27 protein-coding genes are annotated in these 25,461 nt (G+C 40.4%); 13 read left to right on the top strand and 14 right to left on the bottom strand.

Features of this window, described 5'->3' with window-relative positions; genetic code table 11:
* The first annotated feature begins 236 nt into the window (after nucleotides 1-236).
* A complete protein-coding gene (locus tag CH352_RS13100) occupies nucleotides 237-569 on the top strand; it encodes a hypothetical protein (protein ID WP_243396363.1) in 333 nt (110 codons plus the stop codon).
* Between the two features lie 45 nt (nucleotides 570-614).
* Here CH352_RS13100 and CH352_RS13095 read toward each other — a convergent pair whose 3' ends face one another.
* Nucleotides 615-1,103 carry a DUF2505 family protein gene (locus CH352_RS13095; RefSeq protein ID WP_100707359.1) on the bottom strand — a complete coding sequence of 163 codons (489 nt, stop codon included), beginning with the start codon at nucleotides 1,101-1,103 and terminating at the stop codon, nucleotides 615-617.
* Nucleotides 1,104-1,267: 164 nt separating this feature from the next.
* Here CH352_RS13095 and alr point away from each other — a divergent pair, with 164 nt between their 5' ends.
* The 4 genes from alr to CH352_RS13075 are packed head-to-tail and all read left to right on the top strand — an operon-like array spanning nucleotide 1,268 to nucleotide 5,230.
* Complete coding sequence (alr, locus tag CH352_RS13090) at nucleotides 1,268-2,401, top strand: alanine racemase (protein WP_100707360.1); 1,134 nt, start codon at nucleotides 1,268-1,270, stop codon at nucleotides 2,399-2,401.
* An 18-nt stretch (nucleotides 2,402-2,419) separates the two neighbouring features.
* On the top strand, nucleotides 2,420-3,559 hold the full coding sequence (locus CH352_RS13085; protein ID WP_100707361.1) for a lysophospholipid acyltransferase family protein: 1,140 nt from the start codon (nucleotides 2,420-2,422) through the stop codon (nucleotides 3,557-3,559).
* 10 nt (nucleotides 3,560-3,569) lie between these two features.
* Nucleotides 3,570-4,469: a hypothetical protein gene (locus tag CH352_RS13080; protein WP_100707362.1), complete on the top strand. Its 900-nt coding sequence runs from the start codon at nucleotides 3,570-3,572 to the stop codon at nucleotides 4,467-4,469.
* On the top strand, nucleotides 4,466-5,230 hold the full coding sequence (locus CH352_RS13075) for a hypothetical protein (protein WP_100707363.1): 765 nt from the start codon (nucleotides 4,466-4,468) through the stop codon (nucleotides 5,228-5,230). Before CH352_RS13080 ends, CH352_RS13075 begins: the two co-directional genes overlap by 4 nt.
* A gap of 2 nt (nucleotides 5,231-5,232) precedes the next feature.
* On the opposite strand, the gene CH352_RS13070 is transcribed toward CH352_RS13075, so the two are convergent.
* Together CH352_RS13070 and CH352_RS13065 are read right to left on the bottom strand one after the other, a co-directional pair.
* A complete protein-coding gene (locus CH352_RS13070) occupies nucleotides 5,233-5,907 on the bottom strand; it encodes an LIC_20245 family lipoprotein (RefSeq protein ID WP_100707364.1) in 675 nt (224 codons plus the stop codon).
* Nucleotides 5,904-8,204 (bottom strand): sensor histidine kinase, encoded by a 2,301-nt coding sequence (locus CH352_RS13065; protein ID WP_100707365.1) that lies wholly within the window; start codon nucleotides 8,202-8,204, stop codon nucleotides 5,904-5,906. The genes CH352_RS13070 and CH352_RS13065 overlap by 4 nt, the downstream gene beginning before the upstream one ends.
* A gap of 162 nt (nucleotides 8,205-8,366) precedes the next feature.
* On the opposite strand from CH352_RS13065, the gene CH352_RS13060 reads away from it, so the two are divergent.
* Nucleotides 8,367-8,942, top strand: coding sequence for a lytic transglycosylase domain-containing protein (locus CH352_RS13060; protein ID WP_100707366.1), 576 nt, complete (start codon nucleotides 8,367-8,369; stop codon nucleotides 8,940-8,942).
* Here the strand turns inward: CH352_RS13060 and CH352_RS13055 are convergent.
* Complete coding sequence (locus CH352_RS13055) at nucleotides 8,939-9,289, bottom strand: Cys-rich protein (protein WP_100707367.1); 351 nt, start codon at nucleotides 9,287-9,289, stop codon at nucleotides 8,939-8,941. The genes CH352_RS13060 and CH352_RS13055 overlap by 4 nt on opposite strands.
* Entirely contained in the window at nucleotides 9,286-11,034 is a 1,749-nt protein-coding gene (locus CH352_RS13050) for an ArnT family glycosyltransferase (protein WP_243396364.1), read from the bottom strand. The genes CH352_RS13055 and CH352_RS13050 overlap by 4 nt, the downstream gene beginning before the upstream one ends.
* A 142-nt stretch (nucleotides 11,035-11,176) precedes the next feature.
* Between CH352_RS13050 and CH352_RS13045 the strand changes: the two genes are divergently transcribed.
* Nucleotides 11,177-11,863: a TetR/AcrR family transcriptional regulator gene (locus CH352_RS13045; RefSeq protein WP_100707368.1), complete on the top strand. Its 687-nt coding sequence runs from the start codon at nucleotides 11,177-11,179 to the stop codon at nucleotides 11,861-11,863.
* Between the two features lie 46 nt (nucleotides 11,864-11,909).
* Here CH352_RS13045 and CH352_RS13040 read toward each other — a convergent pair whose 3' ends face one another.
* From CH352_RS13040 to epmA, 3 genes are all read right to left on the bottom strand, one after another.
* Entirely contained in the window at nucleotides 11,910-14,171 is a 2,262-nt protein-coding gene (locus CH352_RS13040; RefSeq protein ID WP_100707369.1) for an aconitate hydratase, read from the bottom strand.
* Nucleotides 14,172-14,356: 185 nt separating this feature from the next.
* A complete protein-coding gene (locus CH352_RS13035; protein ID WP_100707370.1) occupies nucleotides 14,357-15,358 on the bottom strand; it encodes an OmpA family protein in 1,002 nt (333 codons plus the stop codon).
* Nucleotides 15,359-15,549: 191 nt separating this feature from the next.
* On the bottom strand, nucleotides 15,550-16,494 hold the full coding sequence (gene epmA / locus CH352_RS13030; RefSeq protein WP_100707371.1) for an EF-P lysine aminoacylase EpmA: 945 nt from the start codon (nucleotides 16,492-16,494) through the stop codon (nucleotides 15,550-15,552).
* A 51-nt stretch (nucleotides 16,495-16,545) separates the two neighbouring features.
* On the opposite strand from epmA, the gene CH352_RS13025 reads away from it, so the two are divergent.
* Nucleotides 16,546-16,878 carry an STAS domain protein gene (locus CH352_RS13025; RefSeq protein ID WP_100707372.1) on the top strand — a complete coding sequence of 111 codons (333 nt, stop codon included), beginning with the start codon at nucleotides 16,546-16,548 and terminating at the stop codon, nucleotides 16,876-16,878.
* Here the strand turns inward: CH352_RS13025 and CH352_RS13020 are convergent.
* Nucleotides 16,867-17,238 carry a DUF4279 domain-containing protein gene (locus tag CH352_RS13020; protein WP_243396365.1) on the bottom strand — a complete coding sequence of 124 codons (372 nt, stop codon included), beginning with the start codon at nucleotides 17,236-17,238 and terminating at the stop codon, nucleotides 16,867-16,869. The genes CH352_RS13025 and CH352_RS13020 overlap by 12 nt on opposite strands.
* Nucleotides 17,239-17,529: 291 nt before the next feature.
* Between CH352_RS13020 and CH352_RS13015 the strand changes: the two genes are divergently transcribed.
* Nucleotides 17,530-18,255: a response regulator transcription factor gene (locus CH352_RS13015; RefSeq protein WP_008588853.1), complete on the top strand. Its 726-nt coding sequence runs from the start codon at nucleotides 17,530-17,532 to the stop codon at nucleotides 18,253-18,255.
* A gap of 155 nt (nucleotides 18,256-18,410) precedes the next feature.
* Nucleotides 18,411-18,965: a DUF1564 family protein gene (locus CH352_RS13010; protein WP_100707374.1), complete on the top strand. Its 555-nt coding sequence runs from the start codon at nucleotides 18,411-18,413 to the stop codon at nucleotides 18,963-18,965.
* Between the two features lie 12 nt (nucleotides 18,966-18,977).
* Here CH352_RS13010 and CH352_RS19265 read toward each other — a convergent pair whose 3' ends face one another.
* Nucleotides 18,978-19,283: a 4a-hydroxytetrahydrobiopterin dehydratase gene (locus CH352_RS19265; RefSeq protein ID WP_100707375.1), complete on the bottom strand. Its 306-nt coding sequence runs from the start codon at nucleotides 19,281-19,283 to the stop codon at nucleotides 18,978-18,980.
* Between the two features lie 11 nt (nucleotides 19,284-19,294).
* Nucleotides 19,295-19,708, bottom strand: coding sequence for a TraB/GumN family protein (locus CH352_RS13000; protein ID WP_086445698.1), 414 nt, complete (start codon nucleotides 19,706-19,708; stop codon nucleotides 19,295-19,297).
* Between the two features lie 205 nt (nucleotides 19,709-19,913).
* Between CH352_RS13000 and CH352_RS12995 the strand changes: the two genes are divergently transcribed.
* Genes CH352_RS12995 through CH352_RS12985 form a run of 3 tightly spaced genes read left to right on the top strand, consistent with a single transcriptional unit; the run spans nucleotide 19,914 to nucleotide 20,883 of the window.
* On the top strand, nucleotides 19,914-20,192 hold the full coding sequence (locus CH352_RS12995) for a DUF883 family protein (RefSeq protein WP_100707376.1): 279 nt from the start codon (nucleotides 19,914-19,916) through the stop codon (nucleotides 20,190-20,192).
* A 13-nt stretch (nucleotides 20,193-20,205) separates the two neighbouring features.
* Nucleotides 20,206-20,589: an LBF_4227 family protein gene (locus CH352_RS12990; protein WP_100707377.1), complete on the top strand. Its 384-nt coding sequence runs from the start codon at nucleotides 20,206-20,208 to the stop codon at nucleotides 20,587-20,589.
* Nucleotides 20,590-20,610: 21 nt separating this feature from the next.
* Nucleotides 20,611-20,883 (top strand): hypothetical protein, encoded by a 273-nt coding sequence (locus CH352_RS12985; protein WP_100707378.1) that lies wholly within the window; start codon nucleotides 20,611-20,613, stop codon nucleotides 20,881-20,883.
* 19 nt (nucleotides 20,884-20,902) lie between these two features.
* On the opposite strand, the gene pyk is transcribed toward CH352_RS12985, so the two are convergent.
* The 3 genes from pyk to asd are packed head-to-tail and all read right to left on the bottom strand — an operon-like array spanning nucleotide 20,903 to nucleotide 25,407.
* Nucleotides 20,903-22,333 carry a pyruvate kinase gene (gene pyk, locus CH352_RS12980; protein WP_100707379.1) on the bottom strand — a complete coding sequence of 477 codons (1,431 nt, stop codon included), beginning with the start codon at nucleotides 22,331-22,333 and terminating at the stop codon, nucleotides 20,903-20,905.
* Nucleotides 22,334-22,373: 40 nt separating this feature from the next.
* On the bottom strand, nucleotides 22,374-24,344 hold the full coding sequence (locus CH352_RS12975) for a hypothetical protein (RefSeq protein WP_100707380.1): 1,971 nt from the start codon (nucleotides 24,342-24,344) through the stop codon (nucleotides 22,374-22,376).
* 16 nt (nucleotides 24,345-24,360) lie between these two features.
* Nucleotides 24,361-25,407 carry an aspartate-semialdehyde dehydrogenase gene (gene asd, locus CH352_RS12970; RefSeq protein ID WP_100707381.1) on the bottom strand — a complete coding sequence of 349 codons (1,047 nt, stop codon included), beginning with the start codon at nucleotides 25,405-25,407 and terminating at the stop codon, nucleotides 24,361-24,363.
* Between the last annotated feature and the right edge of the window lie 54 nt (nucleotides 25,408-25,461).

Raw genomic sequence — 25,461 nt, 5'->3', positions numbered from 1 at the left:
TGTCAACTCTCTACGTAAATTTATATTTATTTTTTCTGTGCAGCTTTTTCTAAGATCGGAAGATCCTACAAAGAAATAAGATCAGAATTTACTAGTGAATCTAATGAAGAAATTACTCTAGGAGTATCATCATCAAAAATATACGAATTCAAAAATGGGTCCTTTTGAGCTTTTTCGGGGTTTTTTGGGTTATTTTAGGTACGTTGATTTACATTAATAGAGAGAAGTTTGACTTCTTGAAAACTTCTTCTTTTGTTTTTCATTCCAAACAGGAAGCGATCTCTAACGCAGAGAAGAATGAAAAAAAAGGAATCGTACTTATCTTAACTCCTAAGTCCTGCGGAGACTGTGGCGTAAGTACCACACTCCTAGAGGAATTAAATTCTTTAGGTTGGAGTATTGTCCGATTGGAAGAAGAAGATCCCGACTACGAAACCATCCTTTCGGATGACAGATTCTCAGAAATACTGCCAGTAATCCAGGAAGGCAAGCCCGTGTGGGGAGTACTTAATTTGGGAGAAGAACTTTTGCTCGCTAAGCCCGGATTACCCAGCAAATCGGATCTATAAACGATTTTGTAATATTAAAGAAGCCTGCGAGGCTTCTTTCTGAATTCAATCTCCCTTTTTCAGGAATTCGGAGATGGAGTTTTTGTCCTTCTCCAAAGAATGTCTATGGATCTCTTCGATCACTGTTTCGATCACGGAACCCATTAGGAAGACTCCGGAGCTTACTTTCACTTCGTAACTTCTCTCTGATTCAAGAGGGCTGATCTCCTTGTATACGGAGAATCCCTTGATGGTGACAATTGAATCGTTTCCCGGAGGCGCAATCGTGAACTCATGGGTGTTTGTAGAAATATCAAAAACGGAATCTTCCAGAAGAGAAGGATCCGAAAGTAGTGTAGCAAGCACCTTTGGCAGGGATTCGGCTAACTTTACCTTTCTTTTTTGGTAAACTTTGTTTCCCTCTTTTCTTTCCTCCAATAATTCCACGTTTTTCAACTCGGGGAATCTATCTAAATATTTGTATCTTTCTTCTCTAGCTCTGAGTAGATCTTGGAGGGGAACTGGGAAAGTTTGTACTACTTTATATTGTTTCATCCAGGGGAATCCTTAAGGATTTGTTTTAGCCGTTTCCCGGGCAGTCTGTTCGTATTTCCTTGCTCGGGAAACCCTTTTTTCCTTCCGGTCGAAAGGAAAAATCCGAATGACAGCCCGGCGATAAAAGGGGCTCATGACTGGAGATCCTGCGCTAATTTCAAAGAATGAAAGACAGAACTTGGATAGAACTTTCCAGAGCAGCAATCTCAGCGAACCTGAAAAATTTTCGCTCACTTCTTTCCCCTAAGACTTTACTCACTGCAGTCATCAAATCAAATGCGTATGGTCATGGACTTTTAGAGACTGCCGAGCTTGCTCACCAAGCTGGAGCAGATCTTTTCGGAGTCAATTCATTGGAAGAAGCAAAACTTCTCCGCAAAAAATATCCTACATTTAAAATATTGATCATGGGAGAAATCCCAGGACTTGCAGACAGAACTGCTGAAGTTTCGGATCCGAATTTTTGGATCATTGTATCTCGCACGGAAGAAGTGAGAATTTTAACAAATTGTAAACCTTCTCCTCAGATACACTTGAAGGTGGATACTGGAATGGCTCGTCTTGGGTTTTTCGGTACAGACTTGGAAAGAACATTTTCCGAGATCAAATCGGAAGGTTTGAGATTAGATGGGATCGCGACACATTTTGCTAGCACGGAAGATGTATTAGAGCAGAAATATTCTAAAGAGCAAATGAAGTCTTTTTCGGAAGCAGTCCTTCTCGCTGAAAAATTCGGATTTAAAAATTTAGTCAAACATGCATGTGCTTCCGCTTCTACCATGTTGTTTCCGGAAGCTCATTATGATCTGGTGCGTGTGGGAATCTCTCTCTATGGTCTTTGGCCGAGTTTGCAGACTAGGCTCTCTTTGCATCTAAGCGGCAAAAAAGATTTTAATCTTTCTCCTGTTCTTTCTTGGAAAACTAGAATTGTTCATATCAAGACCGTTCCGGAAGATAGTTTTGTAGGTTATGGTTCCACTTACCAAACAAGCGCGCCGACCAGGATCGCAGTCGTGCCTGTAGGTTATTACGAAGGATTGGATCGTAAACTTTCCAATAACGGGGTAATGCTCGTCAAAGGAAAAAGGGCAAAGATCCTGGGAAGGATCTGTATGAACATGACCATGTTGGATATCACACATATTCCAGGAGCAGAGATCGGAGATGAGGTCACGATCTTAGGCAAAGATGGAGAAGAAGAAATCTCCGCAGATGATCATGCAAACTGGACTTATACGATCAATTATGAAGTTACCACTCGGATCAGCGAGTCGGTCCCCAAAAAAATAGCAGAATAAAAAGAGAAGAGGAACTGGATGGACCCAATTACAGAAAAAGAAACTCCAAAGCAAGTTCAACCTGTATATACTACTAAGACCTATAGTTTTTTGATCAGGATCGTATTCAAGGCGAGAGGGATTTTATTCGATGGTTTCGAAGAACATTTTGCAGCGAGTAATCCTAAAAAAATTTTAGAAGCCCCCTATCCTTCCATTCTAATGGCCAATCATGTTTGGGAAGGAGATGTTCCTGCTTTGGCAGCGGTATATCCTCATATTCATCCCTCAATTAAATTCGCAATTCCTGCAAGAGAAGATATATTAGGAAAAGATTTTTTAGTGAAAGAGTTCAAACCGAAAGGACTTCTGAAACTTTTCTTTTTTTTAATAGATAAATCAGGGATGATCCCTAAATATTTGGATTATATAGGTTGTGTCCCAATCAAAAGACCTTTTAGAGACAATGCGAGAGAACTTCTGAAAAAAGGACTTTTAAGAGATATGGTAGACCAAGAATGGGGCTATCTTTCAGACAGGATCTCTGAGGGAAGAAACCTTTTTCTATTTCCGGAGGGAGTGTTTAACCAAGACGGGTACATGGCGCAAGTGAAAAAAGGAGTCTATTTCCTCAGAACTAAATTCAAAAATTTGAATTTCACTTCCTTTACCTTGACTTACGACTATCTCTCTTCTAAAAAATCAGAGCTTCATATAGGTTATGGAGAGCAATTCCCTATCCCAGAAAATGCGGATGCAGATCAAGTTGCTAATATCGTAAAAGGAAGATTAGGAAGCGGATACACAGTCACCGCGGGAAATTTGGCTTCTTATATGATCTTAAAATTCGAAGGGAAAGCGAAAGAAAGTAAGGAAAAATTATTTTCACTTCTCACTTCCTTAGCCGAGAAGATCAAGAACGCTCACCCTGAAATTTATATTTCCGAAAAATTCAAAACGGACGCGCTTAAACACGCATTCGATTTCTTTTTAGAGAAGGCCAAAAAAGGTGGCTTTGTCCGATTAGAAGGAAACGATATAGTTTTCTTGGAAAAATTATTTCAGCTCCCGAAAGATCTTCATAATTTAAAGAAAAAAAATCTGGTCTTATATCACAGAAACCAACTCACGTATCATCTTCCTAAATTGGATACGATTTGGTCCGCTATTAACGCCTGAGGAGTAACTTTTGGCATTTTGGAAAAGATTTGTTTCCCGTAAAACTAGGGTAGAAAACTGGATCACTAACCCCGGAGTTTTGGAAAACAGCATACGTAAAAGTTTACATTTTTTATTCAGATCCAGCTTAGAGGAAATTTTTCCGGAAGATCTTTCAATCTCTCCTTCTGCTTTAGGCCTGGTTCGTCTTCCTGAAGAAAAACTAAAAGTTTTAGCGGAAGAATTTCCAATAGAGAAAGCATTCCCCTATACTTCTGCGGACGAATTTCTTTCGGAAGAATCTATGAATTCTATCGTGGAGTTTATTGCAGGAACTCAAGCTGCTCCTTCTAAAAATCTGATCTTAGGAATTCTGAATCAACCGGAAGTTCAGGCGATCTTCTCCCAAGGATTGGAGAAAGTATTAAGTGAATTTCATAAAAAGATAAATCCTTTGCATGGAGTTTTCCAAGTAGCGGGTTTGGAAAAACAGATTTCTCAATTCTTATCTTCTTTATTGCCTACATTTACGGAAAGGATCGCTGACTTTGTTTCTATAGGTTCTGGAACTCAAGAGATCCAAACGGTGATCCGAAACACTTTGAAAATCCTTTTCAAAACAGGTTTTAACGATCTGGGAAGATTAGAAACTTCCAGGTTCGGTGCGGGAACCGATAGGATCAGGAGAGCAATTGCAAGCGATGAAAAAGTCCGTGGAGCCATGGAGAATTTATACTCCGTAAGCAGAGATACATTACTGAATCATTATAGAAAAGAAACTTTGAAAGAGTTTATCGGACTTTCAGAACCTGAGCTGGATCTGTGGATCGGCAAAATTTCAGAAGACGCAGCTTCCAATATTAGAAAGGTCCATTCTAAAAGGTCTCTTTCTCCTTTGGTTCTGGATCTACTCTCGGATATTTTGGGATGAAGAAGGTAATATCCACCATCCAAAACGCATTAGAATACCTAGATAAACTAGGACCTCAAAAATCCTTCCAGTTATTCCGCAATCTAGGTTACGAGGCGTTATTTTCCATTTCGGAAAAGGTGGATCATAAAAAACTTTTATTCTTAAGCCAAAACCTGAGCGAACAGGAAATAGTAACTCTTTTACAATCCATCCAAGAAACAACTCTTGTGGATCTGATCCAGAACACGGTTCCATCCGATCTGGTATATTATGTAAAACATTTAGGTCTCAAAGATCTTAAATTTTTAGCAGAGTCGATTTCTCCATTAGATGTTTCTAAGATAAATCATACGATAGGTTCTAAAACGATCGTTGAGATCTTAACGAATATCGGACCTGATTCTTCGATTGATTATTTGAATGCGATTGGTATAGATTCTTTTCTGGAACTGACCAAGGCTTTGCCTGTAAAAGATTTTGTTCCTTTAACTAAAGCCTTAACTCCTGAAGAATGTGCAGAATGGATCCGTAAAAGATCCATTTCAGAGATCCCTGCTTTATTAAAAGGTTTAGGAACTAAAAATGCAGTAAACCTTTTGCAACAGGTAGGTTTTCAAAAAGTAATTTCAATCCTTTCCGTTTTGAATCCGGAAGAACTTGTAAATCTAATCCACACTTTAAACAAAATGAAATTACCTTCTGCCAAAAACCCTGCGGCAAAGAAGACGAAAGTCCCTCAAAACAAAAGAAGTTCTAAAAGAAAACGTAAAAGTCCTTAAACTTAGTTTCCTTTTTGAGCAGAGATCACTTCTTCCCTACTCTTAGAAATGCCATCCAATCTTTCCTTTAGAAGTTTCTCATATTCTGGATTGGCGGTTTTTGGATTTTCTCCCACTAATTTTTGATAATTCTCCATTCCATATTTTAGGATCTCTAACATATCGTCGGATCGTTTTAATTTTGCATTTAGATAGAAGGACATTTCTTCCTTAGGCACATCTTTTCTTTCTAAAATTTCTCTTTGAACCCTGTAATAATGATCTTCATTTTCTTTCTTTTTAGCTATTTCTTCTTCTGAAAGTTTTTTAGGGATGAGAGAATTGTTCGGAAATTTTTCGGTAAGAGGTTTGAACTTCTCATAAAGTTGCTCGTATAATTTAGCTTTTTCTTCCGGACTTAAACTTTCTAGATAAGATTTTGTTTTAGTAGGTTTAGAACCTTGTTCAGCGGTAACCGCAACAGGTCCGGAGGCTGTCTCTTCTATATGTCCTGAAAAATCTAAGAAAGATCCTCCTTCGAATAGAGAGTTTTCTTTTCTAGTCAAGGTCTCTTCCGAGAGCCCACCTTGGTAGCTTGTGTTTTCTTTTGGAGAAGTTCCCGGAAATAGAAGATAAAAAATTCCGATCAAGGAAACGATGAGTATGGATAAGATTAAATACGTTCTTTTTTGATTCATTCAGAATACAAAGGTAAAATCACCTTAAAAATGCTGCCACCTTTTTGGTTTGGCTCTACGATGACTTCTCCCCCCATTTTATTGATTAAAGTTCGGCTGATAGAAAGTCCTAGTCCAGTACCGCCCACAGTTCTGTTCCTTTGGTCCGGTACCCTAAAAAATCTTTCGAAGATCAGCTCTTTATATTTAGGATCTATACCGATCCCGGTGTCCGTAAATCGAACCTCTACTTTTTTATCCGAGATTTTTTTGAGAGAGACATCGATCCCTCCTTTTTCCGTATATTTTATAGCGTTCACGAAAAAATTCGTGATGATCTGGGAGAATTCAAATCTTACTCCTTTCAGTTTTAAACCTTCAGAAAGATTAGTAGTTACAGTAAGTCCGCTTTCGGATGCGGAAGGAGAATTGATATAAAGAACCTCTTCGATTACCGTTAGCGGATCGAAAATTTCATACATCTCCTCGGAAGTTTGTGAGTCCTTCTTCTCCAATTGCAGAAGGTTATCTATCAGGAAATTTAACCTTCTCACATTCTTACGGATCACGTCGGTCATTTCCTTTTGGTCCTTGTCCAAAGGAAGTTGTTCATTCGAGAATAAAAGGTCGAAATATCCCTGGATATTCGTCATAGGGGATCTAAGTTCATGAGATATATTGGATATGAACTCATGTTTGATCTTTTCAGACTCTAAAATTAACGCGTTATCGTTTACTTGGATCTGATAGAATCTTTTTGTTTCCGCGCTAAAACCGGTTACGCTCAGGCCCACTGAAAATTTGGTTCCATCTTTTAAGATCAAACCCGCTTCCGGAATGAAAGTCATATTTTGGTCTTTTCCTCCCGGAGATTTTAGTTCTGTTTGTTCCAAAATATCGGGAAGAACTCTTGCGAGTCGGATGTTTTTGATCTCGGAGGTTTGGTATCCGGAAACTTCTCTGAACCTTCTGTTTGCATCCACGATCATTCTTGTATCGGCATTTACTATGATCATCGCATCAGTCGCAAATTCGAACATATAGCGGTATCTTTCTTCTGTAGTTTGTCGTTTTAGATCGCTTATATCCAGCCTGGTTTCCAAGAGATAATTATCCTCGGATAACCTTTTATTCTTCTCTTCTATATCTCGGATCTCTTGATTCAAATAATCTAATATTGCATTCACAGTGGAACGTATAAAAAGGTACGGGCTCCGAGGAAGTTGTGTATCCAAAGAAACTTCTTTTCTTCCTAAAAAGAGAGAAAGAGCCAACTCTTTCAATTCGGATACTAAACTTCGGAGCGGAGAGATATCCTTTACGATATTCCCGAATTTAGTTTTTCCATTAGAATAATAACTATTATAGAATTTGGAATTAGCCTGAGTGATAGAAGAAGGAAATTTAGGAAAAGGATTATCTGCGACTGAATGAGCCAGATTTTCTAGAATCTTTTTCCCTCCGTCCAAACCTGGGAATGTTTTTCCATACATCTCCATCACGAAACGCACGTCTTCGAAGGAAGGCATTCCGGATAAAATTTTTCCAAGTTCAGGGACCGGCCTTCTATAAAATCCGTCCAGTTCTCCTGGCTTCCAAGGGCATGGGCCTACCCAATCCGCTACGAACGAATCCCCTTCGTATGCTACATGATTTGCAAGATCTTCCATTGCCTTTTTGATCGCTCTGGAAACTCTGTTTGCTTCTTCCGGATACTTAGAAGCAAATCTTCCCGTGAATACTAACATATTTGTAGGTAAGTAATACGGCGGGATCTCGTTTTCAACTGTGAGGCAGTAACCCTTCTCCCCAAAGAATGGATACTCTTGGAGAGATGCGGCCGCACCCAGACATTCCGCACGAATAAACTCATGAGCGAGTAACGTAGGCCTTGTGGTAAGATAAGGCACAGGTTTTCTACGGTGATAGTTTTCGGAGCGAAAAAATTCCTCCGCTACGAACCTGTCCAAGGAATATGGATGTAAGATCGGTAAAAAACTATGATAGGAATCTCTAATGGACTCCGCTTCCATATAAGATGCGGAATAAAATCCATGCACCAAACATGATAAAATGACTCCTCTATAAAAAGTCCAATTAGGAGAAGTTTTTTTGAGTTGCTGATGAGCCCATGCAGTGAAAGGAATTTCTCCTGCTTCTGCTCTCCCTTCTCTCAAGTGAGCGAGAACTGCCTCGTAACTTTTGAGCGCTCTGACTCTGACAAGTACGTCTTCTTCTTCAAAGTATCCTCGGCTGAAAGCCAAGAATACCGGAAAAGCTGTGAGCCTTGGTGTTGTGACTATCTCTATTTCTATCACGCGGTCTATCGTTCTTAGGCACCGGGTTTTTTCAAGAAACCCTTGGATTTCCTTTCTAAAACCTGCAAAAAAGACTAAACGGATCTCGGTTTTCGTCCGAGAGACATAATAAGGGTGAGAAGATTAGCCATTTCGGCTTAGGTAGGAACTCCAGAGGCTTATATGAAGTTAGATGATCTAGAATCTTATCGCAGAATTGTCTCCAGAATGGAAGAAATCCAAGGAATTACGGAGAGATTTCAACCGAAACCTCCTGTCCAGGAAGGAGATCCTACATCTAAAAAGATCGAGTCCGAATTCTCGCAAGAGTTGGACTCCAAAATGAAAGGGATTTTCTCACAAGAGAATGATCCAACTCCCAAGGATCTGAGCAGTATTATAGAGAGGGAATCCTATAAAAATCATTTGGATCCGAATCTAGTCAAATCTGTGATCAAGGCGGAGTCCAATTTTAAACCAAATGCGGTTTCTTCTAAAGGTGCGATCGGTCTGATGCAGCTCATGCCTGGAACGGCGGACATTCTAGGCGTAGATAATCCTTACGATCCGGAAGAAAATATCGCGGGTGGGACTAAGTTCCTCGCGGATATGATGAAGAAGTTCGGAAATTCTGATAAGGCACTCGCGGCTTATAATGCCGGACCTGGTGCAGTCCAAAAATACGACGGGATCCCTCCTTACAAGGAGACGAAAGATTACGTAAAAAAGGTAAATCGTTTCTGGAAGGGAGAGTATTAATAATATTTTTTTAATTCTCCGAATAGACAAGAAGTCAATTCAGAACAACTAGCCATCTTCTCGGGTTGGAGACATACCTGCATCTTATCGAAATGTTTTCTGCAACCTCTTAAACAGGAATTTTCCACTTTATATAATTGGTCTTCGGAAGTTTGCGGATATTCTTTCTTAGTACATTTCGCAAGATTATCGCAATAATCCAGACAGATCTCTTTTCCTTCCCATTCCATACCGGACTGAACCACAGTTCCTCTGGAATATTTGAAGGCGATAAATGTGCCCACGGCCAGACCCAAAACGAAGATTGGGAAATAAGGGAAAATTTTTCTGAAAGGAATTGGGCTCATCGACTCTCCAATTCGGAATTCTTACTCCGAGAAGGCTCATAAAAATATACGTATTCTTTTCCCTGTGTTGGACTCAGGAGTTCCTGCAGGGTAACATCTCTTTTCCATACAGTTTGTGTCTGAAGAAGTTGGTATCCAGTTGGAATCGGAATCGGCTCTTGGAAGAAGACCAGATATCGAATTCCATCCACACAATTTCGATCCGCACCCGGAACAGAATGAATGATCTCCGCGTCTGGAAGTGCATTCCTAAAAGTGAGCGCAGTCCAAGGGTTTTCTGAAACTATACAGATTTGTTTTGCATTTATGAATGGTCCATTCTCCGGAACCTCACTTAGGTTCACTCTGGGAAGAATGGAAAATTGGATATAAGAAAGTAAACCTGCCGCCAGCACGAGGTTCAATGCGGTAGTGGAAGGAACTCCAGACCCTTGGACTCGGATCCTTCTTCCCCATAAAAAAATCAAAAGTAAGAACGCTGTGAATATCAATTCCGGCCAGATATTCTGGCCCAGAAGAATTCCGAAACCCCACATTGCGGCCAAGACCAACAAACTGATCCCTAAACAAAAGAAATAGTCCAAAGATAGAAGCTTCGAGAACTGATATTCCTTTTTCCGAATGAAGAATAATCCGATTCCCAAGAAAGCCAAAGGGATCAAAGGAAGAAGGTAGTAAAAATCCTTACGGTTCGGCGCCAAATGGACTAAGCAGATCGCAAGGATGGCCCAGAGGTAGGAACTCCCGACAACTTCTCTCAACGATTTTGGCTTCTGGAATAATTTAGAATAGAACCCTGAGAAAACCGCCAAACTGAAAGGAAAACTATAGAGTAAGAACCCGATCGGAATGATCCACTCAGATTGGTTAGCGGTGGCAGCGGAAAATTTTCCTAAATTTTCGGTGAATAAGAAGATCGTTAGGAATTCTTTCCCCAATTCCGAATAAGAAAGAAGGACCAGGATCCATACTACTGGAACAATTAAAGAAGAAGAATGAAAGATAATATGAGAGAGGAGTTCCTTCCATATTCTTTTTTTGCCTACCCATCCCCCATTCGAGTGAAGAAGGAAAATTCCGATCACTGAATAAGATCCTAAGATGATGCCGCTGTATACCTGGAACACCGGACCTTTGATAAGAATTGCGATTCCGGAGAAGAAGCCCCCAAGAAATAGCCAGATCCGATTCTTAGAGAGCCTGAATTCTAAGATCGTGACAGACACCAAAATGATGAAGAAGGTCAGCAAGGATTCCATCATCACCAATCTAGAGAATTTGAATACTCCCAAGGTCAGCGTATAAGCAAAAGAAATTGTGAACGCTAGTTTAGGACTTCCACCTGCCCTTCTGATACCTAAGTAAATTAGAACAGAGGAACCGAAAAAAAGTAAAAAAGAAGGAAATCTTTCTGCAAAAAAGCTGACACCAAAAAGACTATCCGAAAAAATTCCGAGCCAAAACAGAGCCGGTGGCTTGTAGAGATTTAAAACACCTTCGAATTTAGGGAAAAGATAGGAAGAAGAAGCCAAACTTTCTCGGATCGTAGCGATATGCATCGCTTCGTCTCCTTGGGTTAAGATAGCATTCCCTCCAGATCCTGGTAGAAGAAAGAATACGTTTAACAAAATGAGCAGAGAAACAAATATTCTATCTCCATTTAAGCTTTTTTTAAAAAACGAATTCCAAACCATAAATTTGAAGAAAGTTCCCTTTTTTGCAGATTCTCGATCCGGAAGGATCAAAAAATCCGCATGTAATCACTCACTTACTTATCACCATAATGTAAAAATAAACGGAACAGGCAAGAGCAAAGTGGTTCTAAAAAGTAAAAATGCGCTTGGCTGATTAGTCGAAGGTCGGGATACATCCCATATAGGCAGTTAGATGGTTCGAACCCCTAAGAAGAAGGTCAAAAAAACTAAGGTATCCAAAGCTGGTGCTCATGGTTCCCATAAGGGCCCTAAAAAAAGAGACCGAAAAGCAACTGAAACTGCTTTGATGAAGGCAGGGATACAAGTTTTTGCCAAAAAAGGATATGACGCAGCGACCACAAAGGATATCGCTAAGGCTGCGGGAGCTAACGAGGCTCTCATCATGCGTTATTTTGGTGGGAAGAAAGGACTATTAGAAGCTATCCTAACTCGAACAGACGACCTAGGCGGTTCGGCTACAGGGAAAAAAGAAATTGAGGCCAAGCCGGAACTTCATTTAAATGAGGCATTGGTCGAGTCCATTACGGAAAGATGTTCTGATTTCAAACATTATTCCGACTTCATGAAAGTTGCGGTCAGTAGGATCATCTTAGATCCGGACGTTAGTAGAATTATCCAAAGTAAAATTTACACCAAGGCTCTTCCTGAAATGATCCATGAACTGGAGAAATTTAAGAAGGGAGGAGAAATAGATCCTAAAGCGGACCTAAAATCGGTTGCATTTGGAATTTCTTCTTTGACTTTCGCTTTAGGATTTATGGCTCAGGTGGTTTATAAAATTCCGGAATCGGAAATCAAAGCTACAATCAAAGAAATGGTTAGGATCTTGCAGAAGGGTCTAAAACCGGACTCTAAATAAAAAATGCCGAGACCAAGTCCAGGCCTCGGCATTTTTTAGAAAACTTTTACTTTTTGCTGCCGATCAAATTCAAAGCACTTCCCGCCTTAAACCATTCAATCTGTTGAGCATTGTAAGTGTGGTTTACTTTAAATTCGTCCTTACTTCCATCTTTATGATGTAAAGCTAAAGTAAGAGGAGTTCCTTCCTTAAAACCAGTAAGTCCGATAATATCGATCTTATCATCTTCTTGGATCTTATCATAATCCGCCTTATCCGCAAATGTCAAAGCAAGCATCCCCTGCTTCTTCAGGTTTGTTTCATGGATACGAGCAAATGATTTTACAAGAACCGCTCTCACTCCTAAGAATCTAGGCTCCATCGCGGCGTGCTCTCTGGAAGAACCTTCTCCGTAGTTTTCGTCACCGACCACAATCGAAGCGATCCCTTGCGCCTTATACTGACGTTGGACTTTTGGAACTTCGTCGTAAGATCCGTCTAATTGGTTCTTAACACTATTGATCTTTTCATTAAAAATGTTCGTAGCTCCGATCAGAAGGTTATTGGAAATATTATCCAAATGTCCTCTGAATTTCAACCAAGGTCCTGCCATAGAGATATGGTCAGTTGTACATTTTCCTTTTACTTTGATCAGAAGGTTCAAACCTTTTAGATCGGTACCTTCCCACTTAGTGAAAGGAGCAAGCAACTGTAAACGATTGGATTTCGGATCCACAACCACCTGGACATTAGAGCCGTCAGCCGCAGGGGCTTGGTAACCGGCATCTTTTACATCAAATCCTTTTTTAGGAAGCTCATCTCCATTCGGAGGATCTAATTTAACCTTCTCCCCTTTTTCATTGGTAAGAGTATCATTGTTCGGGTCGAAAGTAAGATCTCCTGCGATCGCCAGCGCAGTTACAAGCTCCGGAGAACCCACGAATGCAAAAGTGTTCGGATTACCGTCGTTCCTAGATTGGAAGTTACGATTAAAAGAGTGAACAATCGTGTTCTTTTCCTTCTTATCAGCTCCTACCCTGGACCACATTCCGATACAAGGGCCGCAAGCGTTCGCAAAAACTTTTGCTCCAATCTTTTCGAAAACTTTAATGTACCCATCTCTTTCTATCGTAAAACGAACTAACTCAGAACCGGGAGTGATTGTAAATTCTGCCTTAGGCTTTAGAGATTTTTCGGCAGCTTGGTTTGCAAGAGAAGCAGCACGAGCAATGTCTTCGTAAGAAGAGTTTGTGCAGGAACCAATCAGACCTACTTCTACTTTTGTAGGCCATCCATTCTTCTTAGCTTCTTCTTTCATTTTAGAAATAGGAGTAGCCAAATCAGGAGTGAAAGGTCCGTTTAAGTGAGGTTCCAACTCTGAAAGATTGATCTCGATCACTTGGTCGAAGAATTTATCAGGGTTTGCATACACTTCTGGATCTGCGGTAAGGTGTTCCTTCACCCCATTTGCTAAATCTGCGATATCCGCTCTATTTGTGGAGCGAAGGTATCTTTCCATAGATTCGTCATAGGAGAATGTGGAGGTCGTCGCTCCAATCTCTGCTCCCATATTGGCAATGGTTCCCTTTCCAGTACAAGAAAGAGAAGAAGATCCTTCGCCAAAATATTCTACGATGGCTCCCGTTCCGCCTTTTACGGTAAGAATTCCTGCCACTTTTAAGATAACGTCTTTTGCAGAAGTCCAACCGTTTAGTTTTCCAGTCAGCTTCACTCCGATCAATTTAGGCCATTTGAGTTCCCAAGGAAGGCCAGCCATTACGTCACAAGCGTCTGCTCCACCGACCCCGATCGCAACCATTCCCAAACCACCTGCATTTACAGTATGTGAGTCGGTTCCGATCATCATTCCTCCAGGGAATGCATAATTTTCTAATACTACTTGGTGAATAATTCCTGCTCCGGGCTTCCAGAATCCGATCCCGTACTTGTTGGAAACGGAGGAAAGAAAGTCGTAAACTTCTTTGTTTTCGGTAGAAGCAGTTGCTAAGTCCTGCGAGGAACCGGTTTTCGCGGTGATCAAGTGGTCGCAGTGGACGGTGGAAGGAACTGCTACCTTGTTTCTACCTGCGGACATGAATTGTAATAGGGCCATCTGAGCGGTTGCGTCCTGCATTGCAACGCGGTCCGGGGCAAAATCAACGTAAGACTTTCCTCTTTCGAAATTGGAGGAAGGAGTTCCTTCCCAAAGGTGAGAATAAAGAATTTTTTCAGTCAGAGTGAGAGGTCTTCCGACCACTTCTCTGGCTTTTTTAACCAGGGTCCCGAGTTTTTCATACCGGGCACGAATCATATCTATATCAAATGCCATTGTCATCTCCGATGATGGTTTCATCGTCTCTTAGGGTCGGGGTGCTTGTATAGGATTTTTCCGCCAAAAGGACAATTTTAAGAATACGGAATATCCGTTTACTATTAGATTAGATGGCGATACGGAAGGTGACTGGAGTTCCTTCCAGAAATTGAAAGAGAGAAGAAAAAGGGAGAAACTCCCTTTCACTTGACGATCTGGATATCCACGCGTCTGTTTTTTTCCTGACTTTGTCCCTTTCCCTCCGGAGAAGAAACTATCTGAGAACCTTTCGCTTCCAAAATAAAACGAGAAGTTTCCAAACCATTCCCCAATAAATAATCCCTAACCATCTCGGCTCTGAGTTGGGAAACTTTCAAATTCACTTCTTCCGTTCCTTCGGAAGAAGCATGTCCGATCAGAACTGCTTTAACATCCGAATGTTTTTTGAGAAGAAACGTTAGAGAATCCAGGATCCTTCTTTGGGACTGAGGAATTTTAATATCATTTTTATCAAAAAGGATCGGAGAAGATTGGATTTTAGAAACAAGCTCGCCATCTTTCCCGGAAAAATTCGCAGGCTCGTGTTTCTGAGAGAAGAATTCGAAAATACTTCCCTTCTCCGAAGACGAGGAAGAAGTTTCTTTCTTCTCTTCTACCTGTATAGGCCTACTTTCTTTAACTTCTTCAGTATGGCTAACTGGCTTCTTTCCGTTGTTTCGAAACGCATAATATATCCCGATTCCGAAACCTCCTAAAATAATGAGAGAAAGGACGAGAACAGGGATACTATTTTGTTTTTTCGTCTGGCCGGCAGAAGGAGTCGGAATGTATCCTCTATAAGGTGTGTCTGAGTGTTGAGAACTCATAAGACTAATCGCTTCATCGTGAGAAGTGTATTCCTCTTGTAGGGAAGATTTGGTATGAGTATGAGAAGATTTTTCTGCGGCCCATTTGCGAATTTCGGTGCGGAACCACTCGTCTGCTTTTGTGGTAAATTGAAAGTTCTCACGGACGTATTCCATCGTTTTCTTTTCGATGTCCGTATAGGTATTGTTATCCTTCACCGCGTTAAGAAGTTTCTTTGCATCCGCGATTGAAATACGACCGTCTTTTTTACCTGAGGTAGCTTTCTCCGCTAACTCGATCAGGCCTCGATCATATTTTTTGCCTTTTATAGTGACGTAATAATTCTGCTTCTTAGTCATATTCTCCGTCCGCACTAAAGGCCAGGGATCTTTTCATTCGAAGAACCCCTTTCAGGGCAAATCGAATCTTAAGTTAATTTGATAGATAATCCGTGCAACAAAAGTTTTGCGGGGCCTATATTCATTATCGAACCCTGTATGATGCTTTCTTGATTCTAAATGAAGTCAGACTATAATAAAATCTTCTGTTTTCAAATTTCTCGCCAATATGGGCTAACTTCGGAGAGGGAGTTCCTTCCCAAAAGTACCATTAGAAGACGATCCAATCCGATTGAAATTCCAGAACACTCAGGGATACCTCTTTTCAAAGCCTGAAGGAACTCTTCGTGAATCGGAAAAACTTCCTTACCCAACTTTTTTCTCAACTCTTGCTCTTTTTCAAAACGAGTCCTCTGTTCTATCGGGTCCAAAAGTTCATAGAATGCATTAGCTAATTCTATTTTTCCGAAATACAATTCGAACCTTTTCGCCGTCCCGTTTTCAATTCTAGAGAGGGCAGCCATTTCTGGAGGATAGTCATAGATGAATTGAAATTCCGAAGCGAAGTTCGGCTCTAATAAGTTTAAGAATATTAAAAAAAAGCAGTCTTCATATTCCATAGAATTGAAAGGAAGATTTGTCAGAGACAATTCCTTTATTTTTCTTTCCAGCGATTCTCTATCCCAATCGATGCCCAGTGAGTTAAAGAGGAGTTCCTTCACTGATTTTCTTTGGAATCGTGTTTCCGGAAGCGGAAGGCTCAACATATTAGCAATCCATCGAATCAACTCCTCGACAAGGTTCATTGCCTGGTACAAATCAGTGCCTGATTGATAAAATTCCAACATTAGGAACTCGGCGGTATGGTAGGAACTCCCCTTCTCTCCGGAACGAAACGTATGAGCGATCTCATATACCTTTTCAGCACCTAAAGATAAAGCTTGTTTGAGGGAATATTCAGGGGAGGTAATCAGATATCCCTTCTCTTCACCAGAAGGAGATCCTACCAAAAAAGGATCCAAATATGGTTCCATTCCCGGAATTTTTTTTAAAGACGGCGTATCAACTTCCATGAATCCTTTTTCATGAAAAAAAGTTCTCGTAGCGTGTAAAAATCTGGATCGAAATGACAATATTTCTAAGTTATTCAGCTTCATCTTCGAGTATGAAATCGCTCAAAATAGTATATTAATCCTTTAGAAAGGGAAATGATTGTGGAGTATATCCGAAAATACAGTTACTTCGAAATAAGAAAAAAATCCAAAGCTGTAGAGATTGAGCCTCTTCTTTCTGAAGTCAACGATCAAGTATTGAACGAATTAAACTCAGTTTTGGCGATGGCCTTTTATGAAACAAATCGACACGTAAAATTGGAAATGTCTAAATTCGAGACTTTGCCATTTCCAGTGGTAGAAAAATTGATTAAATACGCCTTAGATCTCCGAGAAAAGAACCGAGTGCTAATTCTTTCCAAGCCGAGGCTTCCGATCCGAAAATATATCAAAACCTTTTCTTTAGAAGAATTAGTTCTAATCCTCTAGCCTTCTCCTTCTTTCAGGGATGTTCCATGCATGAAAAGACAACTTGAGCCCAAGATTTCCAAGCAACAAAAGAGTTCGAGCACTCAATGCAGTTTCTTCTAAACTACCGTTATTGAATTCAACGGAACAATAAAGTATGACATTATGTTTTTCGCAAAAACTTTGGAATTCTTTGCGACGAGGAGCTATTCTTTCTAATAACTCTTGGATATGATCTTCTAATGGGGAACTCGCGTCTCTTTTCGAGTTAATCTGCCATAAGGAGGAAGTAGTCGGTTTTCCTGAGATGGCAGGAACTCCTTTATTGACCGACAAGTCCGGTCGAATTCCAAGAGTTCTGGTTACTTCGTGAACATCCAATCCAGGCTCCGAAACAGCAATAAGAGCCCAGCTCCGCGGGAAGGAAGGATTGCCATATTTCATAAACTGACCAAAACCAGATTTTTCACATTAAGAAATAAGAATTCTCCGGAATTGCCATTAAAAGAAGAATAGCAAAGCCTTCAAAAAAGCCAAACATTATAGCATTTTTCGAATTTTTGTTTTTCAATCAATACATTTAAAATCCCATTTTTTGCTATGTTACAATTTTGGTGGGAATAATATGTTGTAATGAGGTTAAATTTAACATCCAATACACCTGAGGCGCTTATGAAGAATATTCTGGTAATTGAAGATGATCCGGACATCGGGAATTTAATACGAAAGTCATTGGATTCAGCTCATTACCGAACTACAATTCAAACTTCTGGCGAAGAGGGCCTTAAATATTATAAGGCAAACCATCCCGACCTCTTGATTTTAGATCTTTCCTTACCCGACATTGACGGAATGGATGTATGTCGAACAGTCCGAAGATCTGATGAGAATACCCCCATTTTTATAGTTACTGCTCGAAATGAGGAAATAGATAGAATCATGGGACTCGAGTTAGGTGCAGATGATTATATCACTAAGCCTTTCTCTGTTAGAGAATTGAAAACCAGAGTGGATGTGTTCTTCCGCAGATGGGATAAAAAAGCAGGAATTAAACCGAATATCGGAAGCGGTGGAGAAATCATCAGAGGGTCTTTGAAAATCGATCCAGTTCGCCGCAGAGTTACCTTGAAAGATCAAGTGATCAATATTTCCAGAAAAGAATTTGATATTTTACAGCTAATGGCAACCTCTCCCGGCAAAGTTTTTTCAAGAGAAATGATCTTAGAAGCAGTCTGGGGAATGGAATGGGATGGATTTGAAAGAATGATCGACTCCCATATCAAAAGAATTCGCTCTAAGTTAGAAAAGAATTCAGCTCAGCCGGAATGGATCGAAACAATCTGGGGAATTGGATATAGATTTACTGATAATTATGAGGGCATTGTAATCATAGATTAAATCCTTCACCTTAAACTACTGAAAATTCGTTCTTAAAATGAATTAAGAGCGAATTTCTGAGGAGTTCCTTCACAGAACAAATTTTATCATTAATACAAATCGCAATTCTCACAAAAAATTTACTCCATATTTCCATTTCGAAACCCGTCTTCTGTATGGAAAAATTGAGACCCACTTTTCATCGTTCATTCTCTCAAAACATATCTTTAGAAAACACGATTCGAAAGAAACGTAAAGTCTCGACCCTTCTGGTTCCTCCTCACCTGGCAAAATATGTTCGTAAACAAGGGATAAACTATCTACTGAAAAAGGCTCTTACGCACCATCAAAGAAGCTTTCGCTTTCATTCAAGTAAACGTATTAATTCTGAATCAATATATACCAAATATCAGAACATTCGAGGAAGATCGAAAGACAATAGATATATAAAGTTTAATTTCAGGCCAAGAACAGAAGATTGGATTCAACTTAGAAGTCTTGCCATGAGTCATGGAGTTTCAATGTGCTATCTATTCGTATTGCTCTTAGAAAAATATAAATCCAAAGAATTTTCAAATGTTGAAAGAATAATTTGGCAAGTAAAAGCTGCAATTCATGCGAACTTTGATTCAAAGATCTTCTTCCGAGAGCTATGGGTCTTAGAATATCGGTTAACAAAATCAGATTTTAGAGTGAAAAGAAAAGATCCACATGGACCAAAAATCGCTTAAATACTTAGTAAATTAAGTATTACTTAAGAGATTTTCGGCTGAGATAGCAAATTGCAAATCGAAGTTGGATAACCCGTTTAAGCTGTGTGTGCATAGTTCCACTCTAACTGAACCATTGGAAAAAAGCATGTCTGGATGGTGATCTATATCATTAGCGAGCTTCGCTAAAGCTGTTATGATTTTAATGCCTTCTAGATATTGAGATAATTTATATACTCTAACAATTTTCGGAACTTCATTTGCGGTAACTATTTCCCAGGTGATAGGGAGTTCCTTCCTGATTTGCTCTAACGAAAGCGGAACTGGCAAATGACTCATACAATCTCAGTTTAGAGCACTTTTTTCAAAGCCTGCTTGATCTTCTCAGCATCATCAATCGCGCCATTTGAAAGAGATCCTGCACGTGCCATTAAATTAACAGCCCCATCCATTCTCGCTTTTAGCTCTTCGATTTTGTGTAGTTGATCATTTAGAAAAGCGAGTTTTGATTCGATTTCCATTTCCTTTCTTTCAAGAAGGAGCTTATAATTCTCTAACTCTTGGATTTTCTTGCGGGTCTTTTTAGCCTCGCTATCCACATCTTTACGATAATATTTCTCTAATTCTTTCTCAGCTTGCGCGTGACGATCAGCTTCAGCTTTAAACTCTCGCTTCAAATGCTTCAGAGCTTGGCGATATGCTCTATTGTATATTCTCTGTCTTTGAGTTCTTCTTATCTTAGCAATTTTAGATAATAAATTCATGTGCCATCCCCTTTTTACTTTCCATCGACCGGAATGGTTTTCGCTTCAATTTTCTATCCGTTTGTGGTTAGACCTAATATATCGACTTATTTATCCCTACGGTCAAATTTAAAGTCCTTAATTTTCGTGATTGGATGATTTCAAGATGTAAAATTCTTGAAATTGATTAGCTATACTAACATAAAAGTATATGGAGGGCGTTCTTATGTCTAAAGGTGATAATCTAAGCGAAGAACTCCAAATTTTAAAAGATAAGGCCAAAAAAATTACAGGCAAGGCCCGGGAGGAATACTTGGAACACGTATCTGATCTAAAGGAAAAATTAAAACAAGTTACTGGCGAGACCAGCGAAAAGGCCAAACAAATCATCGACCAAACTGGAACTTATATCAAAGAAAATCCACAAAAAGCAACTTTGATCGGGCTAGGGGTTGGAGTCGGGATAGGCGTGATCATCGGAATGCTTATCGGTCGAAGAAAATAATACGGAACATCCATTGACCGCTAAAAGAACGGATTCAGAAGAAATTCCTTACGAAAATAGAGAGAAGCAAGAGGGAGCTTCGTTTTCAAGTTTTGAATTGAAGGAACACCTGCTCGCTTTTATCAATTCAATCACAGAATATTTCGAAACTCTTCTTCTTTATGCAAAAAAAATCGCAACGGAAAAGATTGTATTAGGTATCCAAGCCTATGTATTCTTCCGGATCGCTCTATTCTTCGTTAGTTTAAGTGTTTTATTCTTTCTTGCTGCCTTTTTCCTCTATTTACAGAGGCAATTTACGGGTGATCCGTTACCTGCGGCTTTGGGAACTGGAGGCCTTTGCCTCTTTATTTCTCTAATGGGTGTTTTCGCCCTTATTCGGAAACTTAAAGCGTGAGAGTGGAAGGAACTCCCGCCCATGAGTAAGACAAAGAACAAAGAAAATCGTATCTTCTCCCTGAATCCTCTTTCTGGAGAAGACTACATTCCTTGGAAAGACCCTTCCAAAATGAGCAAGGAAGAACTCCAGCTCTATTTACAGATTAAAAAATTACAGGTTCGACTGAGTTTCGAACGATTACAGTCTTCCATTAGTTATACGGGAATGATAATTGAGGCCTTCCAAAGTCTGGGACTTCAGGATTGGGTCCTGAAATTGTTGAACCAAGGGGACGAAGACACTTCAGAGTAGTCTGGAGTTCCTACCAACCTTACTTCACCTCTCGGATCTGGATCGTCTCCACACGGTCAGCACCCGCAATAATATCCGACAAGATCACCACCTGGTCTCCATCCTTCACTCTACCACTCGATTTTAAAGTTTCGATAGCCAGTTTGATCGTCTTCTCAGGATCGCTGGAAAAATCGATCCGGTATGGAATTACACTTCGAGTCAGCCAAAGTTTACGTCTTACTGTGGTCATGTTGGTAAAAGCATAGATGAGTGGAAACCTAGGATGGAAGGAAGCTACATTCAGAGCAGTAGTTCCTCTCCTAGTAATCACTATAATTGCAGGCGATTTGATAGAATCAGAGAGCATAGCCGCTGATCTGGCCATTTCTTCCTTTTTGTTGGAAGGAACTCTTTCCAAAACATAACCAAGTCCCGGCGCCTTCTCCACTCTTTCCGAGATTTTGTGAAGCATATCGACACAACGAACTGGGAATTTTCCTGCGGCTGTCTCACCGGACAACATGATTGCATCTGCTTCTTCAAAAACTGCGTTGGCAACGTCAGTCACTTCCGCTCGAGTTGGAGAAGGATTATTGATCATGGATTCCAAAAGGTGAGTCGCAACGATCACTCGTTTTCCTTTGATCGCACATTCTCGAATAATTGCACGTTGGATTAGAGGGAGTTCCTCGATAGGAAGTTCCACTCCAAGATCGCCTCTGGCTACCATCACACCGTCAGCGGCTTCCACGATCTCTACCATGTTTTTCACGGCTTCTTGATCTTCAATCTTAGCGATGATATCCGTATGACCATTATTTTCTTCTATGATCTTGCGAAGTTGGTGGATATCTTCCGCAGAGCGAACGAAAGAAAGTGCGATAAAATCCACATCTTCTTCCAAACCGAAAAGAATATCCTTTTGATCCTTTTGAGTGATGGAAGGCAGGTTTACGCGAATACCTGGCAGATTGATATGTTTACGAGAACCTAATTTACCACCGTCTACAACTTTACATTTTAAAGCAGTTTCTTGGATCTCTTCCACCACAAGATTGATCAAACCGTTATCGACAGTAACTCTATCGCCGATTTTCAGGTCTTTTACGATATCGCGATAATTTACGAAAACGGATTGTTCCTCTGATTCTTCTCCAGGAATGATATGGAAAGTAAAAGATTCTCCCACTTTTAGATCCAAATGATCCACTTGCAGATCCCCTGTGCGGATCTCAGGACCTTGGGTGTCCAATAAGATTGCGATCGGATGTTTTAATACATCCTTGTTCAAAGACTTAATGGCACGGATCACGGATCTATGAAAGTCGTGATTCCCGTGGGACATGTTTAATCTGGCGATATTCATCCCAGCTTCCGCAAGGGATTGGATCATTTTTTTGTCGGCCGTTGCCGGGCCGATTGTGCATATAATTTTAGTTTTTCTGAAATTAACTAATTCATTCTTCATGTATATTCGGTTTTATTAAAATTGCTCTAATGATCCGAGCTCAGATTTTAGGAAGGGTTCTGTTTAGAAAATCCTCAAAAGAAATATAAAAATCGAACTTTTCCTGTTCAGGCATGCCCGCATTTTTCTGTTCGTCTACAATTCTCTTCGCCTTATCCAGCAATGCCTTGCCGTTCTTTTTCAAGAACCTTCTGCTAATAAGGATCGGAAAAGAATACTGCTCTTCCTGATTTCTAACCATAAAGGAATGGATTTCCTTTTTTGCATTCTTTTTCAGGAAGTTGATCAGAGTATTTTCATCCATATCTCCACCTAAAGCCTGTAAGAGATATTCCCTGTCCGGAAGTTCGTCCTGGCTCCAAGCGTGGTCTATAACGTCTAAAACGGCAGAAAGATTTCGTTTAATCTCGGCTTCTTGCTCCGAGCTCAACCCGGAGCTTCTTGCAGGAGCATTCGACTCGGAATTTGCAACTGCAGCCGCAGCTCGCGCTTTTGCAGTCGCCTCGGCAGTTTCTCTATCTTTTACTCTTCTTTCTGCAAGTTTTACCTTTTCTTCCTGAGCAACTCTGGTTCTTGCTTCTAAGATCTTTTTATTCTGCTCGGATGCAAGCCTTGCTCTGATCTCTTCTGCTTCGAATCTATGAACTACATTATTCCCGAAGAGAGATCTGAAAAATCTGGTGATAAAAGGAAGATATTTAAAAAGAGAAGAATATTCCAATTTCTCAAATTGAGAGCTCGCCTCTCTGGACTCCATCATGTCCCGGATATTCATTTTTGCTAAAACACGGATCTCACTGTCGTTTCCGGTCGCGGTAAGAACCCTTTTTGCAGTCTCAACCGCACCGTTGATACAATCTTTATGAAGAACAAAAACGTAAAGACCCTTCTTATCCGCAAAATCCGAACTTAAGATCATATCATGATTGACGATCAGGTTTTTGACTTCTTCTTCGATAGGCTCGCCGCGAAAACGAAGATAATTCAGATCCACCAATCGATTTGCGGATTTAATATAGTCGAGTAACTCGGAAAGTTTGGCCTTCTTTTCTTCTTTTTCTTTTTTCTCCTTCTCCTCTTCTTCAAAATGAATTAGAGAAAGAAGTTCTTCAACTGCGGTTTTTTGGTCACCATAGGCTGGACTTAAAAAAGGAAGGACTTGTCCTGCGATAGAGCGTGTATTCTGGAGGTCTTGCTCCGAAAAATTACCAAGCACGCCTATTCTTTGCAGTTCAGGAATAATTCTTTCGTTCAGATACTTTTTATAAGCATCCAATCTCGCGATGATCTCATCTTGGACATTATAATAAAAAACGGAACGGTTTCCTGGACTTAAGGCATTCTCATTTCTATAAAAATATAAGATCCGAGAATCCACTAACTTTTTAAGCACAGGCTTTAAGTGAATATTGATCGTGGTTTGTTTTAAGACAGGAGTAACGTCAAAATTATCCTGAAACAAATTCCCGATCTCGGAAGAAGCATATGTCTCGCTTAATTTATTATTATCAATACAATCATAGATCCATTTTTGGAAATTTTCCTTCCCGGGAAACTGCCTCTTCTCCTTTACCCATCTTTGGATGGAACTGAAAGAAGTTTGATTTACACCGTCGACATATCTGTGGCTCGAACCTGCATCCGTTTGAGAAGGCCTGGCAAAAACAGTGATCAACCGTAAAAAGGAAGTGATCCTTCCGTCGGAAGAATCTCCGGTAGGATTATAATCCACCATACAGATCTTTTTTACGATAGGAGGATTATGGCGAGCGCTCATCTCTTTCAGATAGGCGCTTACCCTTTCCTTGTCCAAGGTTAACTCTCTGGAAAGTTGTTCCGTGCTAGGTAGAATTTTATTCGCTACGAACTTTTCAGTCCAGTCGCCAATGATCAGTACTAGTTTATGAATTCCCTTATACTGGAAATCCCCTCTGGCCTCTAAAGCTTGGGTTAACTGTAAGGCCGAGTTATAATCCGCTACCTTAAGTTCCGGAGATTGGGGATCCAGCATGAGTCATCCTCTTCGACTAGAGTAGGTTTTTCCGATACATCAATTCCGCGTTTAAAATCGCGGCACCGGCAGCCCCACGAACCGTATTATGACTTAGGACAACATATTTCCAATCTAAAATCGGATCCGGTCTAAGTCTTCCCACTACGGTAGTCATACCTCTCCCTGTTTCCAGGTCTAGACGAGGCTGGGGTCTGTCTTCTTCTTGACGATAAAGAATCGGAAAATCCGGAGCGAGAGGCAACTTTAATTCTTGAGGCTCGCCTTTAAATGAAGACCAGGCTTCTAAAATTTCGGATTCCGTAGGTGTCCTCTTGAATTTTACGGAAACACAAACTGTATGTCCGTCAAAAACAGGAACTCGATTGCAATGAGCGGAAATCTTAAAATCCGCATTCACAATTTTACCGCCCTCGGTCTTTCCAAGACATTTCAGAGGTTCGATCTCCGCCTTATCTTCTTCGCCGCCTATAAAAGGGACTACGTTCCCCAAAATATCCATGGTAGGAACTCCCGGATAACCTGCTCCGGAGATTGCCTGCATAGAGAACAACATAACGGACTCTATGCCGAACTTTTCATATAGAGGTTTGAGAGAGATGGTCACTCCCATAATCGTACAATTGGAGTTAGTGATGATCTTACCTGGTGTCTTCTGACTGGAGATCACATCCAAATGGTTCGCGTTCACTTCCGCAGAAAGAAGAGGAACATTCTCCACCATTCTATGATTTTTAGAATTGGAAATAATATGGATACCTGCCTCTGCAAAAGAAGTTTCAACTTCTCCTGCAATAGAAGCATCCAAACCGGAAAAAGCTAATTTAACACCTTGGGTGATCTTCGGATCCGGCAATGTGATAATTATGTCGCGAGCATATTTAGGAATATCTCCGGAGATCTTCCAACGCTTCTTCATAACGTCAGCATATGTTTTGCCTGCGCTATTCTCGGATGCGCATAGATGGGTTACCTGAAAATAAGGATGGTTTTCCAAAAGTTGGATGAACCTTTGCCCGACGGAGCCGGTGGCTCCCAAAACAGCTACGTTAATTTTGCTCATAGAACTTATTGACCGCTCGCGAACTTAAAGTCCGCTTTTCATTGTTTTTTTCTA

This window comes from Leptospira hartskeerlii (genome assembly GCF_002811475.1).
In the GTDB taxonomy this organism is placed as follows: Bacteria; Spirochaetota; Leptospiria; order Leptospirales; family Leptospiraceae; genus Leptospira_B; species Leptospira_B hartskeerlii.
Note: the sequence above shows the minus strand (reverse complement) of the source record. Positions and strands in the feature narration are given on the sequence as shown.